Below are 12,983 nucleotides of genomic sequence, written 5' to 3'. Positions count from 1 at the left end.
GGTCACGGTGCTCCTCCTCGCTCCTCGCGGCGGCCGGGTTTCTCCCCGGCCACCCTAGGGCACCCCGGCCGCCGGACGGCGGGTGACCCGCTGTCAGCCGCTTCCCGCTGTGAGAGAACAGGGCTTGTCGCACCCGCCCGGCTGGGAAAGCATGCTGGAATGCCAGCACTGCAACGTTCCGAGGCCGCCGTCCGTGCCCAGCTGCTCGACGTGCGCTCGTACTCCGTCGACCTCGACCTCACCCGGGGCGAGGACCTCTTCCGCAGCACCACCGTGATCCGGTTCGGTTGCGCGGAGCCCGGGCAGGACTCGTTCGTCGACGTCAACCCCGCAGCGCTGCTGCGCGCCGAGCTGAACGGGCGGCCGCTCGACCCCGCCGCCCTCGACGGCAACCGCCTCGCGCTGCCCGGGCTGGCCGCCGAGAACGAGCTGCTCGTCGAGGCCGACATGGCCTACTCGCGCACCTGCGAGGGCCTGCACCGCTTCGCCGACCCGGCCGACGGCGCCGTGTACGTCTTCGCCAGCCTCGGCCCCGACCTCGCGCCGCAGATGTTCGCCTGCTTCGACCAGCCGGACCTGAAGGCGCCGTTCACCGTCACCGTCACCGCACCGGACGACTGGACGGTCATCGGCAACGGCACCTCCGCCCGGCTGCCCGACGGCCGCTGGGAGATCGCCCCGGTCGGCCCGGTCTCCACTTACCTGGTCACCGTGGTCGGCGGCCCGCTGCACGCCGTCCGCACCGAGCACGACGGCATCCCGCTCGGCCTGTACGCCCGCCGCTCGCTCGCCGCCGAGCTCGACCGGGAGGCCGAGGAGCTGTTCGAGGTCACCCGGGCCTCCTTCGACCGGCTGCACGGCCTCTTCGACGAGCGCTACCCGTTCGGGACGTACGACCAGGCCTTCGTCCCCGAGTTCAACTGGGGGGCGATGGAGAACCCGGGCTGCGTGGTCTTCCGCGACGAACTGCTCTTCCGCTCCGCGCCGACCGAGGCGCAGCGCGAGATGCGGGCCATGGTGGTCTGCCATGAGATGGCGCACATGTGGTTCGGCGACCTGGTCACCATGGCCTGGTGGGACGACCTGTGGCTGAACGAGTCCTTCGCCGAGATGCTCGGCTACCGGACGGCCGCCGACTCCACCCGTTTCACCGGCGCCTGGACCTCCTTCGCGGTCAAGCGCAAGGGCTGGGGCTACGACGCCGACCGGCGCGGCTCCACCCACCCGGTCGCCGCCGTCGGGATGGGCTCGGTCGCCGAGGCACTGGTCAACTTCGACGGCATCTCCTACGCCAAGGGCGCCTCGGCGCTGCGCCAGCTCGTCCACTGGCTGGGGGACAAGGCCTTCTTCGCCGGCCTCAACGCGTACTTCGCCGAACACCGCTGGGGCAACGCCGACCTCGCCGACTTCCTCGCCGCGCTGAGCGCCGCCGGCGGCCGGGACGTGCCCGCCTGGGCCGAGGCCTGGCTGCGCACCAGCGGCGTCGACACGCTGCGCCTGGAGGTCGAGGCCGAGGGCGACGTGCTCGCCTCGGTCGCCCTGGTCAACGACGGCACCCGCCCGCACCGGGTGAAGGTCGGCGTCTACGACCTGGCGGACGGCGCGGTGGTGCTCCGCGGGCGGATCGACGCGGAGGTCGCCGCCGGCGGCCGCACCCCGCTGCCCGAGCTGGCCGGCGCCGCCCGCCCGGCGCTGCTGCTGCCCAACGACGGCGACCTCACCTGGGCGCTGATCCGCCTCGACGAGCACTCCGCCGCGACCGTCGGCACCTCGCTCTCCCGGATCGAGGACGAGCTCGCCCGCGCGGTGCTCTGGGAGCACGCCCGCGACCTGGTGCGCTCCGCCGAACTGCCGGCCGCCGGATACCTGCGGCTGGTCGCCGACCACCTGCCCGCCGAGACGGCGGTGACCATCGTCGAGGCGGTGCTGAAGTTCGCCGCCGAGCACGTCGTCGCCCGCTACCTCGACCCCGCCGACCGGCCCGCCGCGCTGACCCTGGTCAACGGCGCCGCCCGTGCGGTGCTGGCCCGGCCGGACGCCGGGGAGAGCCTGCGGATCGCCGCGCTGCGCGCCGCCGTCGCCACCGCCACCGGCCCCGAGCGGCTCGCCGAACTGGCCGGCTGGCTGGACGGCCGCGACCTGCCCGGCGGGGTGCCCTTCGACACCGAGCTGCGCTGGGCCGTACTGGTGCAGCTGGCCGCCGCGGGCGAGGCCGACGAGGAGCGGATCGCCGCGGAGCTCGCCGCCGACCCCAGCAACACCGGTGAGCAGGGCGCCGCCCGGGCCCGCGCCGCGCTGCCCGACGCGGCCGCCAAGGAGCGCGCCTGGCAGGCGATGTTCACCCCGGACGGGCTCTCCAACCACCTGCTCGTCGCCACCGCGGACGGCTTCTGGCGCTCCGGCCGCCCGGACCTCCAGCAGGCCTACATGCGGCGGTACTTCGAGCAGATGCCGGCGGTGGGTGCGCGCGGCGGCGCGGTCGTGAAGGCGCTCGGCCACTCGCTCTTCCCGGTCGGCCTGGCGCTGTCGGGCACCGTCCGGGCGGCCGAGGCGTGCCTGGCCCGCACCGACCTCACGCCCACCGTCCGCCGGGTGCTCGCCGACGAACTGGACGACCTGCGGCGGGCGGTCGCCCACCGGGCCTGACCCGCCCGGGCGGCTCCGTCCCCCGTCCGGGGACGGAGCCGGCGCCGGGGCACCCGGTCAGGAGCCCCGCGGCCACTCGAAGCCGCCGCGGACGGCGACCGCCCGCGGATCGCGGCCGTACGGGACGAACGCCGAGGCGCTCCAGACCTCCTGGGCGGTGCCCGCGGACCGGCCGTCGGGCAGCCGGGTGCCGAGCACCTCGAAGGTGTACGTGCCGGGCTCGACGTCCAGCCCGGGCCGCAGGGTGTACCGGTGGACGAGGACGCCGTGTTCCTGGGAGACGGTGGTGACCACCCCCGGCAGGCTGGTCCACGGCGCCGTGCCCGGCAGCACGGCCGGACGCTGCAGCCGCAGCTCCACCTGGAGCGCGGTCATCGGCTCGCGCACCTCCAGCACCAGGGTGTGCCGGGTGCCGGCCGGGCCGATCAGCTCGACGCCCGCCCGGCCGGAGAGCGGCTCGATCCCGACCGGCTTGTCCGGGGACGGGCCGCCGGTGGACAGGGTCGGGTCGGGCCGGGCCGGCTCCGGGGCGGCGGGCCGCGCGTCGGTCGGCTGCGGGGAGGGTGAGGCGCCGGCGGCCGTGCCGGTCGTCGCGGAGCCGGACGGCGAGGGCGAGCCGCTCGGCGCCCCTGCGGACGGCGCGCCGCCCGAGGACGCCGCCGCCGAAGGGCGCCCGGAGGCGGCCGCGGGCGCGCTGCCGGTGTGGGTGCTGCGGGTCGGCGCGGTGGGCGCGGTGTGCACGGTCTCCGCGACCGGGGTGGTGTTCCCGGTGCCGTGGCCGTCCTGGCTGGGCAGCGGCGGGCTGGCGCCCACGTTCGACATGCCCGGCCGGCGCCCGACGCCCTGCTGCTCGTTCAGCAGCCAGGTCGTGGCGATGCTGATGCCGACCACGGTGGACATCGCCACCGCCGCACCCGAGAAGCGGATGGTGGGCAGCCGGAACCTGCCCCCGATCGGTTTGGGCCGGCTGTGCCGTCCGTACCGGACGGCCGTGCGGACCGGCCCGGTGTCCTCGCGGAGCGCCACCGGCTCCCCTCCTCCCCACCCGACGCCGTTGCTCCCGGGCTCGCCACGGGCCCTGGGCCGCAGTGACAAGGGCACGAATGTAGCAGCGGTGACCGCGGTCTCCGCCAGTCCCGGAACGCAACGGATGTGTTAACCGTAATGACGTACTGTGTCGGATAACTGACGCACCGTCCAATCGGACGGTCACCCGATCGCTGCAACCTCTTGCAACCGTTGCCGCGCGCGCCCGCGTGCCGCAGGCTGGAGCGAACCCCAGCCGCCTCGGAGAGACCGTCATGCCGCGCGACCCGCTGTCCGTACCCTCCGACCCGATCGCCGCCACCCCCACGGGCGACGACCCGGGCCGAGCCGCCACCGCACGAGCGGTGCTGGACGAGGTGATGACCCTGCGGATCGCACTGGACGACGACCAGGTGGGAGAGGTGCGTACCCGGTTCCGGTACGACACCGAGCGGCCCTGCGAGGTGCTGCTCACCTTCCACCTGGGCCGTCCCGACGAGGCGGACTGGGTGTTCTCGCGCGAGCTGCTGCGCGACGGGCTGGACGCGCTCAGCGGGCAGGGCGACATCAAGCTGTGGCCGGCGTACTGCCCCTGCCACGGCTCCACCCTGCACGTCGCGCTGGACTCCCCGCACGGCAGCGCCCTGCTGGAGGCCCCGCTGCCGCGGGTGCGGGCCTGGCTGGAGCGCACCTACGCGCTGATCTCCGCCGACGAGGAGCTGGGCGCCGGCCCCACCGACGCCGAACTCGCCGCGCTCCTCGCCACGGGCTGACCGGCGGGCCCGGGGGTCGCTCAGGCCGGCAGGCGGGCGGCGCCGGCGTGGAGGGCGGCGCGGAGGTCGCGGACGGCCGGGGCGGAGGAGGTCGCGAGCAGGTCCAGCGGTTCCGTCGGGCCGTCGACCGTGACGGCGGCGGAGGCGGTCAGCCGGTACGGGCGGTGGTCCAGCAGGGCGCCCAGGTAGCGCCGCAGCCGGGAGAGTTCGGCGCGGACGGTGACGGTGCGGGCCCGGTCGCCGAACAGCCCCTCGGCGAGCTGGGCGGCGCTCAGGCCGGTGCGGTGCACCGCGAGCAGCAGCAGCACCTCCGCGTGCCGCGGGCTGAGCACGTGCGACCAGCTGCCGGCCCCGCCGGAGACGTGCAGTTCGGGCCGTCCGGGCTGCCGCAGGTCGAGCCGGATCCGGGCGCCGGTGCTCAGTTCGTCGACGCCGGCGGCCGAGGTGCCGAGCGGGCGGACCAGCCAGCCGCCGCCGAGCGGCTCCACCGCGCACTCGCCGAGCGTCGGCAGCCACTCCACCGGCCGGCTGCCCCAGCCCTCGGCGGGCAGCCGCAGCCGCTGCACCGGCGGAACGCCGACCGCGGCGGCCGTCCAGCCGGCCCCGTCGACGACCAGGGCCGGGCCGCTGACCCGGGCGAGCAGGCCGGTGGCGAGGGTGCGCAGGCGGTGCAGCGACTCCAGCTGGGCGGCCCGCAGTTCGGTCTCGGCGAGCCGGGCGGCGGTGGCGGTCAGCCGCATCAGGTGGGGCTGCACCTGGTGGGCGGGCCCGCTCAGGTCGAGGATGCCGAGCAGCCTGCCGGTGCGCGGGTCGCGGACGGGGGCGGCGACGCACGTCCAGGCGTGGTGGCTGCGCAGGTAGTGCTCGGCGGAGTGGACCGCGATGGGCCGCTCGGTGCGCAGCGCCATGCCGATGCCGTTGGTGCCGACCTCGTCCTCCGTCCAGCGGGCGCCCGTCTCGAAGCCGATGTCGTCGGCGTTCCGGCGCAGGTGGCGGGCGCCGTCGAGCCAGAGCAGGTGGCCCTGGGGGTCGGTGACGGCGAGCAGGACGGGCGCGTCGTCCGAGGTGAGCAGCGTGGTGCGGAGCATTGGCAGGACGGTGTCGAGCTGCGACTCGCGGCGGCGGTGCTGGACGTCGGCGACGCCGATCCGGCGGACGTTGCGGCCCGCGTCCGGGTCGAGGCCGAGCCGGCGCAGGCGTTCCCAGGAGTCGGTGATCTCGGGTCTGGGGACGGGGCCGGCGAAGTCGGTGTCGTGCGGGCCGCTGCCGAGGACGAGGTCGTAGGTGGTGGTGAGGGCGGCGGTGGAGAGCGGTGCGCGGTGGTTCCGGGCAGGCCGGTGCGTGCTGCGCATACCCATCACCCGCCCCTCGTCGACTCTCCCCGGTCCGCAGACAGGGTAAGGCTGCTCGATCTGGACATGCCGAGGGAGTCGGAATTCTCATTTTTCCCGTCCGGGATCGGCCATGATGGCCGGTTCGCGTGGTTGCGGGGGCCGGGCGGCGACGTGGATGTCCGCTGCGTGCACGGCTGGTGACGTTGCGTCAGGGATTCGGTCCGGGGCGCGCGGGGTGGGCGTGCGGGCCGGCGCGCGGAGGGTGCGGCGGCGGGGCGTCCGGCGGTCGTCTACAGTCGTGTCGACCGTCTACACCTGTGTAGACGACTGCGGTGTCCCGCCAGGCGCCGCTGCACACGCACCGGAGGTCCGCCGATGACACCTGCACTGCTCGCCTACGACGGGAGCGGGATCGACGGCGGTCTCTACACCCGGGTCGTCGGCTGGGCGGGCTCCGCCCCGGCCTGGCTGGACGCGCTGATCGCCGACTGGTCGGCGCTCGGGCTCGGCGTGTTCGCCCTGCTCATGCTCGGCGGCTGGTGGCGGGCGCGGGGCGCCGCACCGGAGGTGATGGCCCGGGCGCTGGCCGCCCCGGTGGTGGTGGTCGCCGCGTACGCCGCCGACACCGTGTTCAAGTCGGCCGTCGAGGAGGTCCGGCCGTGCCGACAGCTCGCCGTCCGGGCCACCCTGGAGGGCTGCCCGGCCGCCGGCGACTGGTCCTTCCCCAGCAACCACACGGTGATCGCCTTCGCCGCCGCGGCGGCGCTGTGGACGGCGGACCGGCGGCTCGGCGCGGTGGCGCTGGTCGCCGCCGTGCTGATGGGCGCCTCCCGGGTCTGGGTGGGCGTGCACTATCCGCACGACGTGCTGGCGGGCGCCGTGATCGGGGTGGCCGCGGGCGTCCTGCTCGGGGCCGCCGCGGGCCGGGCCGCGCCGCTGGTCGAGCGGGCCCGGGCGGGACGCCTCGGCGGGGTGCTCGGCGTGGGCGCCCCGGCCTGAGAACCGCGCCCCACCCCCGGCCCCCGGCTTCCGGCCCCCGGCTTCCGGCCCCCGGCGCCGGGGGCTGCGGCGTCCCGGCCTCCGGGCGGTCAGCGGCGGATGAGGCCGCGGGTGGTGGCGGCGGCGACGGCGGCGGTGCGGGAGTCGACGCCGAGCTTGGCGTAGATGTGCACCAGGTGGGACTTCACGGTGGCCTGGCTGATGTGCAGTTCGCGGGCCACGTCCAGGTTGGCCAGGCCGCGGGCGACCAGCTCCAGGACCTGCACCTCGCGCAGGCTGAGCGCCGTCGCGGGTGCGCGCATCCGGTGCAGCAGCCGGTCGGCCACCGCCGGGGCGAGGGCGGTGCGCCCGGCGGCCGCGTCCCGCACGGCGGCGGCCAGTTCGGCGGGCGGCGCGTCCTTCAGCAGGTAGCCGGTGGCTCCCGCCTCGATCGCGCTCAGGGTGTCGGCGTCGCTGTCGTAGGTGGTCACCACCAGTACCCGGGGCGCCCCCGGCCGGGCGGTGATCTCGGCGGTGGCCTGCGAGCCGTTCATCCCGGCGCCGAACTGCAGGTCCATCAGCACCACGTCGACCGGCTGCTCGGCCGCGAGCCGGACGGCCTCCTCGGCGGTGGCCGCCTCGGCGACGATCACCAGGTCCGGTTCGGTCTCCAGGACGGCGCGCAGCCCGGCCCGCACCACCGGGTGGTCGTCCGCGAGCAGCAGCCGGATCGGGGCGGTCATACCCGCTCCTCCTGCGCCTCACGCGCTGCCGGCACACCCCGGTCCACCGGCTCCGCGGGGGCCGTCGCGCCGCGCTGGGCGGCGGGGGCGGGCAGCGGGAGCTGGGCCGCCACCGCGGTGCCCTGGCCCGGCGCGGACTCCACCGTCAGGCTGCCGCCGAGCGCCTGCACCCGGTGCCGCATCGCGGCCAGCCCGAAACCGCCGCCGCCGTCGTTGCCGTGGCTGCGGTCGGCGACGGCCGCGGGGTCGAAGCCGGAGCCGTCGTCGACCACGTCCAGCGCCACCTCGGCGCCCATGTAGCTGAGGGTCACCTCCACCTGCCGGGCGCCGGCGTGCTGCGCCGCATTGGCGAGGGCCGACTGAGCCACCCGCACCAGCGCGGGCTCGAACGGGCCGGGCAGCGGCGCCGGGGAACCGGAGAGCGTGAAGTGCACCGGCAGCCCGTACCGGTCGGCGGAGGTCGTGCAGAGCCGTTCCAGGGCGGCGGCCAGCGGCAGCCCGTCCAGCACCGGCGGGGCCAGCTCGCGGACGAAGCGCCGGGCCTCCGCCAGGTTGTCCTGGGCGGCCTCCCGGGCCACCCGGACGTGCCGTTCGGCGGCCGCCGGGTCGGCCGGCAGGGCGCGCTCGGCGGCGCGCAGCAGCAACTGGATCGAGGACAGGCCCTGCGCCAGGGTGTCGTGGATCTCGCGGGCGAGCCGCTCGCGCTCGGCGAGCACCCCCGCCGCGTGGTCGGCCGCCGCGAGGTCGGCCCGGGCGGCGCGCAACTCGTCGATCAGCCGCCGCCGCTGCTCGCTCTCCCGGTACAGCGCCTGGTAGCCGAGTACGGTCGCGGTGGCGACCGCCGCGCCGAGCACCGGGCCGATGAAGACGGCCGCCTCCAGCGTGCCCTGGTGCAGCGCGAATCCGCCGGCCGCGGCCAGCGCGGTGGCGAGCACCGCGGCGAGGCCCGCCCGGCGCGGCAGCAGGTGCAACTGCACGAAGTACAGCGGGAAGGCCAGCCACACGCCGTCCCGGCTGACCGCCAGCAGCGCCAGCCAGGCGGCGCCCAGCGAGGCCAGCCACAGCACGGTGGCCGCCCGCCGCCGGCCCACCGCCGGGGTGAGCGGGCCCGCCGCGTACACCGCGCCCGCGGCCAGTGCGGCGAGCACCGCCCGCGGGGCGTCCGGCCCGCCGCCGTGCACCGCCCGGGCCGCCGCCAGCGCCAGCAGCCCGGCGACCAGCAGGTGCAGGCAGTGGTTGACGACACGCAGCACGGGGGTCAGGGCACGGGGGTTCATGGTGCTTCCACGGTACCGGGCGGCCCCCGGCCGGCCGATCGATCAAAAGGTTGATTCCGGTCACCGCCCTTCGATTCCGGAGGATCGAACCGCGGCGCGATGTGAAGGCGAGGCGCGGCGACGAGAGTGGAGCCCGTCCACCGGAACCACCGCGGAAGGAGCCCGCGCCGTCATGTTCGTCGCCTGGAGGGACCTGAGGTTCGCCAAGGGCCGGTTCGCCCTCATGGGGGCGGTGGTCGTGCTGATCACCGTGCTGGTCGGGCTGCTGTCCGGCCTCACCGCGGGCCTCGCCCGGGGCAACGTCTCCGCCGTCACCGGACTGGACGCCGACCACCTGGCCTTCGCCGCGCCGGCCGACGGACGGGGGCCCTCCTTCGGGGACTCCGTCCTCCCCGAGCGGAGCTGGCAGCAGTGGGCGGCGGTGCCCGGCGTCCGCGCCGCCGAACCGCTCGGCATCGCCACCACCAAGGCCACCGCCGGCAGCCGCTCCACCGCGGTCTCCGCCTTCGGCAGCCGCCCCGGCGCCGGCCTCGCCCCGCAGCCCGTGCAGGACGGCACGGCCGTGCTCTCCGCCACCGCGGCCGAGGACCTCGGGGTGCACACCGGGGACACCGTCCTCCTCGCCCGCCGCCCCCTCACGGTCGCCGCGGTCGCCGGGGACGCCGCCTACAACCACACCCCGGTCGTCTGGACGGGCCTCGCCGACTGGCAGGCGATCGCCCCCGGCGCCGCCGGGGACGGGCCGCACGCCACGGTCGTCGCCCTGCGCACCGGCCCCGGCACCGACCTCGCCGCCGCCGACGCCCGGCTCGGCACCCGCACCCTGAGCCGCGGCGACTCGCTCACCGCGATCGGCGCCTACACCTCGGAGAACGGCTCGCTGCAACTCATGCGCGGCTTCCTGTTCGCCATCTCCGCCCTGGTGATCGGCGCCTTCTTCACCGTCTGGACGATCCAGCGGACCGGCGACATCGCCGTCCTCAAGGCACTCGGCGCCTCCACCCGCCGCCTCACCGGCGACGCCCTCGGCCAGGCCGCCGTCCTGCTGGTGCTCGGCACCGCGCTCGGCAGCGGCATCGCCGCCGCGGCCGGCGCCGCCGTCTCCGGCACCGTGCCCTTCGTCCTCGACGCGCCGACCCTGCTGCTGCCCGCCCTGGTGATGGTCGCGCTCGGCTCCGCCGGCGCCGCCCTCGCCGTGCGCCGCATCACCGCCGTCGACCCGCTGACCGCCCTGGGGAGCACCCGATGAGCCTCCACCTCTCCGACATCACCCTCAGCTACCCCGACGGCGACGGCCGCCTCACCGCCCTCGACCGGGTCGGCCTGGACGTGCCGCGCGGCTCGCTCACCGCCGTGGTCGGCCCGTCCGGCTCCGGCAAGTCCAGCCTGCTCGCCGTCGCCGCCACCCTGATCACCCCCGACAGCGGCCGGGTCCTCGTCGACGGCACCGACACCGCCGGCCTCACCGCCGCCGGACGCGCCGAACTGCGGCGCGACCGGATCGGCATCGTCTTCCAGCAGCCCAACCTGCTGCCCGCGCTCACCGCCGCCGAACAGCTCCAGCTGATGGCCCACCTCGCCGGCCGCCCGGCCCGCGCGGCCCGGGCCCGCGCCCTCGACCTGCTCGACGCGGTCGGCCTCGCCGACCTCGCCGACCGGCGCCCCGGCAGGCTCTCCGGCGGCCAGCGGCAGCGGGTCAACATCGCCCGGGCACTGATGAACGAACCGCGGGTGCTGCTGGTCGACGAACCGACCAGCGCCCTCGACCACGAGCGCGGCGCCGCCGTCGTCGACCTGCTCGCCGCCCTCACCCGCGAGCGTTCCACCGCCACCGTGCTCGTCACCCACGACCGCACCCACCTCGCCGCCGCCGACCAGGTCGCCGAGGTACGGGACGGCCGCCTGCGGGTGCTCGCCGGAGCGGCGTAGGAACGACACCCGGTGCTTGCGTAGGAGAGGTGCTCCCACGTGCCCCTGAGTGGTTGCCCGCGCCCCTGAGGTGACAGCGCCGCTTGATGGGGTGTGGAGGCGGGTGCTGTGCTGGGGTGGTGGTCGAGGGTGGGGGGGCCGGCGGTGGTGGTCGTGCGGGTGTGTCTGCGGGACGGACGCGGTGGCAGTCCGACGGCGGTGGTGGTCGGGGCCGACGCGGGGGAGGCCGTGGGGCGGGACGTGGCCGTCCGGACGGGGGCCTCGCATGCCGTGTTCGTGTCGGTGGGGGGCACTAGGCCGGGCGGTCGGGAGGTGGCGTTGCGCTTCTTCACCGCCGCGGGGGAGCTGCCCGCGTGCGGCCACGGGACGCTGGCGGCGCTGGCCCTGCTGGCCGAGCGTGCCGGGGGTGGGGAGCTGCGGGCCGTCGTGCGGACGGCGGCCGGGGTCTCCGCAGGTCGGGCGGCCCGGGTCGGCGGCGTGCTCACGGCCTCGTTCGACGTCGGGGCCGTCGAGGTGTGCGGGCCCGCGGCGGCCGGTGCGTTCGACGAGGTGCTGGAGGCGCTCGGTCTTCCGCCCGGCGGGCCCGCGGGGGGTGCCCGGGTCGCCTCGGCGGGGCGGCCGCGGCTGCTCGTCCCGGTGGCCGGCCGGTCCGAACTGGCCGCGCTCGCCCCGGACGCCGACCGGCTCCGGGCCGCCTGCGACCGGCTCGGCCTGCTGGGCTGCTACGCGTACAGCCCGCCGACCGCCGGGGGCCGGCTGGCGGCCCGGATGTTCGCCCCGTCGATCGGTGTTCCCGAGGACATCGCCAACGTCAACAGCACCGCGTGCGTCGCCGCCCGTCTGGCCGGGGCCGGTGTGCCCTCCGTCGCGGTCGACATGGGTGACGTGCTCGGCGCCCCCGCCACCGTCACGGCCGCGCTGCGGGGGAGCGGGCCCGGGGCCGCCGTGCGGGTCGGCGCCGAGGCGGTGGTCGAGCGCACCGTCCGTCTGCGCTGACGGCTGGTCCGGGGCCGCGTCCGGCGGAACGATCGACGCATCTTGTCTGTACAACTTTGCGGCCGGTTCATCTCCGGGCCGCCGACCGGACGACCCTCCGACACCCGGGCGCCCGAGGCTGGCCGCATGAGAGTCATCGTCGTAGGAGCCGGGGTGCTCGGCACCATGCACGCCTGGCACGCCGTCGAGCGCGGCCACGAGGTCGTCCACCTGGAGCGCGAGGCGGAGGCCCGTGGCGCCTCCGTCCGGAACTTCGGCCTGATCTGGGTCGGCGGCCGCGCCCGGGGTGAGGAGCTCGCCACCGCGCAGCGCGCCCGCGAGCTGTGGCAGCGGATCGGCGAGCGCGTCCCCGGCCTGCACTTCCGGGCCAACGGCTCGCTCACCGTGCTGCGCACCGAGGCCGAACTCGCCGTCGCCGAGGAGGTGGTGAAGGGCGACGAGGCCGCCGGACGCGGCTTCCGGCTGCTCGACGCCGCCGAGACCCGGGCCGTCAACCCGGCCCTGCGCGGCAACCACCTCGGCGCCCTGCACTGCACCCGCGACGCCGCCGTCGAACCCCGCGCCGCCCAGCCCGCGCTGCGCGCCGCCCTGGAGGCCACCGGCCGCTACACCTTCCTGCCCGGCCGCGAGGTCCGCGAGGTGATCGGCAGCTCCGCCGTCCGCGACGACCACGGCCGGGTGCACGCCGGCGACCTCGTCCTGCTCTGCACCGGCGCCTGGACGGGCGGCCTCGTCCGCGAACTCGCCCCCGAGCTGCCCGTCCGCCGCGTCCGGCTGCAGATGATGCAGACCGACCCGCTGGACGAGCCGCTCACCACCTCCGTCGCCGACGGCGACAGCTTCCGCTACTACCCCGCCTACGCCGGCACCGCCCTGGACGCCCTGAAAGCCGGCCAGCCGCAGGGCGCGACCGCCGCCGAGCACCGCATGCAGCTGCTCATGGTCCAGCGCACCGACGGCGGGCTCACCATCGGCGACACCCACGAGTACGAGCAGCCCTTCGGCTTCGACACCGTCGAGGAGCCGTACGAGCACTTCACCGCCGTCGCCGAGGACCTGCTCGGCCGGCCGCTGCCGCGGATCCGCCGCCGCTGGGCGGGCGTCTACGCCCAGTGCCTCGACACCACCCGCGTCGTCCACCGCGAGCGGATCCGCGACGGCGTCTGGCTGGTCACCGGGCCCGGCGGCCGCGGCATGACCTGCTCCCCGGCGATCGCCGAGACCACCGCCGACCTCGCCGAGCTGTAAACCGAGCCGTAAGCCGAGCCGTAAGGAACACCC

At 76.4% G+C, this 12,983-nt stretch carries 11 protein-coding genes; 7 read left to right on the top strand and 4 right to left on the bottom strand.

All coding sequences use genetic code 11. The annotated features are described in order from the left end of the window. Window positions 1-159 precede the first annotated feature (159 nt). The gene (pepN, locus tag ABD353_RS03800; protein ID WP_344622000.1) at window positions 160-2,646 is read left to right on the top strand and encodes an aminopeptidase N; all 2,487 of its coding nucleotides are present in this window, start codon (window positions 160-162) and stop codon (window positions 2,644-2,646) included. A 57-nt stretch (window positions 2,647-2,703) separates the two neighbouring features. On the opposite strand, the gene ABD353_RS03795 is transcribed toward pepN, so the two are convergent. After that, window positions 2,704-3,672 carry a hypothetical protein gene (locus tag ABD353_RS03795; protein ID WP_344621999.1) on the bottom strand — a complete coding sequence of 323 codons (969 nt, stop codon included), beginning with the start codon at window positions 3,670-3,672 and terminating at the stop codon, window positions 2,704-2,706. Between the two features lie 275 nt (window positions 3,673-3,947). Here ABD353_RS03795 and ABD353_RS03790 point away from each other — a divergent pair, with 275 nt between their 5' ends. Then, window positions 3,948-4,445, top strand: a complete 498-nt coding sequence (locus ABD353_RS03790; RefSeq protein ID WP_344621998.1) for an SsgA family sporulation/cell division regulator — start codon at window positions 3,948-3,950, stop codon at window positions 4,443-4,445. A 20-nt stretch (window positions 4,446-4,465) separates the two neighbouring features. On the opposite strand, the gene ABD353_RS03785 is transcribed toward ABD353_RS03790, so the two are convergent. Then, the gene (locus tag ABD353_RS03785; protein ID WP_344621997.1) at window positions 4,466-5,797 is read right to left on the bottom strand and encodes a helix-turn-helix domain-containing protein; all 1,332 of its coding nucleotides are present in this window, start codon (window positions 5,795-5,797) and stop codon (window positions 4,466-4,468) included. Window positions 5,798-6,154: 357 nt separating this feature from the next. Between ABD353_RS03785 and ABD353_RS03780 the strand changes: the two genes are divergently transcribed. Beyond that, window positions 6,155-6,778 carry a phosphatase PAP2 family protein gene (locus tag ABD353_RS03780; RefSeq protein WP_344621996.1) on the top strand — a complete coding sequence of 208 codons (624 nt, stop codon included), beginning with the start codon at window positions 6,155-6,157 and terminating at the stop codon, window positions 6,776-6,778. 89 nt (window positions 6,779-6,867) lie between these two features. Here the strand turns inward: ABD353_RS03780 and ABD353_RS03775 are convergent, their stop codons facing one another. Next, on the bottom strand, window positions 6,868-7,500 hold the full coding sequence (locus tag ABD353_RS03775; RefSeq protein ID WP_344621995.1) for a response regulator: 633 nt from the start codon (window positions 7,498-7,500) through the stop codon (window positions 6,868-6,870). Next, on the bottom strand, window positions 7,497-8,777 hold the full coding sequence (locus ABD353_RS03770; RefSeq protein ID WP_344621994.1) for a sensor histidine kinase: 1,281 nt from the start codon (window positions 8,775-8,777) through the stop codon (window positions 7,497-7,499). Before ABD353_RS03770 ends, ABD353_RS03775 begins: the two co-directional genes overlap by 4 nt. 172 nt (window positions 8,778-8,949) lie before the next feature. Here ABD353_RS03770 and ABD353_RS03765 point away from each other — a divergent pair, with 172 nt between their 5' ends. From ABD353_RS03765 to ABD353_RS03750, 4 genes are all read left to right on the top strand, one after another. After that, window positions 8,950-10,026, top strand: a complete 1,077-nt coding sequence (locus ABD353_RS03765; protein ID WP_344621993.1) for an ABC transporter permease — start codon at window positions 8,950-8,952, stop codon at window positions 10,024-10,026. Further along, on the top strand, window positions 10,023-10,706 hold the full coding sequence (locus ABD353_RS03760) for an ABC transporter ATP-binding protein (RefSeq protein WP_344621992.1): 684 nt from the start codon (window positions 10,023-10,025) through the stop codon (window positions 10,704-10,706). Before ABD353_RS03765 ends, ABD353_RS03760 begins: the two co-directional genes overlap by 4 nt. Window positions 10,707-10,799: 93 nt before the next feature. Further along, the gene (locus tag ABD353_RS03755; protein ID WP_425555069.1) at window positions 10,800-11,702 is read left to right on the top strand and encodes a PhzF family phenazine biosynthesis protein; all 903 of its coding nucleotides are present in this window, start codon (window positions 10,800-10,802) and stop codon (window positions 11,700-11,702) included. 126 nt (window positions 11,703-11,828) lie between these two features. Then, window positions 11,829-12,950 (top strand): TIGR03364 family FAD-dependent oxidoreductase, encoded by a 1,122-nt coding sequence (locus ABD353_RS03750; RefSeq protein ID WP_344621990.1) that lies wholly within the window; start codon window positions 11,829-11,831, stop codon window positions 12,948-12,950. Window positions 12,951-12,983: the final 33 nt, after the last annotated feature.

The sequence above is a fragment of the Kitasatospora arboriphila genome, from assembly GCF_039528095.1.
Classification (GTDB): domain Bacteria; phylum Actinomycetota; class Actinomycetes; order Streptomycetales; family Streptomycetaceae; genus Kitasatospora; species Kitasatospora arboriphila.
The sequence above is the reverse complement of the archived record's forward strand: the minus strand, read 5'-3'. Positions and strand labels throughout refer to the sequence as shown.

Coding starts and splice junctions, on each gene's coding strand:
- ABD353_RS03785 (WP_344621997.1), bottom strand. CDS start 5,797: ATGCGCAGCACGCACCGGCCTGCCCGGAACCACCGCGCACCGCTCTCC.
- ABD353_RS03750 (WP_344621990.1), top strand. CDS start 11,829: ATGAGAGTCATCGTCGTAGGAGCCGGGGTGCTCGGCACCATGCACGCC.
- ABD353_RS03760 (WP_344621992.1), top strand. CDS start 10,023: ATGAGCCTCCACCTCTCCGACATCACCCTCAGCTACCCCGACGGCGAC.
- pepN (WP_344622000.1), top strand. CDS start 160: ATGCCAGCACTGCAACGTTCCGAGGCCGCCGTCCGTGCCCAGCTGCTC.
- ABD353_RS03780 (WP_344621996.1), top strand. CDS start 6,155: ATGACACCTGCACTGCTCGCCTACGACGGGAGCGGGATCGACGGCGGT.
- ABD353_RS03765 (WP_344621993.1), top strand. CDS start 8,950: ATGTTCGTCGCCTGGAGGGACCTGAGGTTCGCCAAGGGCCGGTTCGCC.
- ABD353_RS03790 (WP_344621998.1), top strand. CDS start 3,948: ATGCCGCGCGACCCGCTGTCCGTACCCTCCGACCCGATCGCCGCCACC.
- ABD353_RS03775 (WP_344621995.1), bottom strand. CDS start 7,500: ATGACCGCCCCGATCCGGCTGCTGCTCGCGGACGACCACCCGGTGGTG.
- ABD353_RS03770 (WP_344621994.1), bottom strand. CDS start 8,777: ATGAACCCCCGTGCCCTGACCCCCGTGCTGCGTGTCGTCAACCACTGC.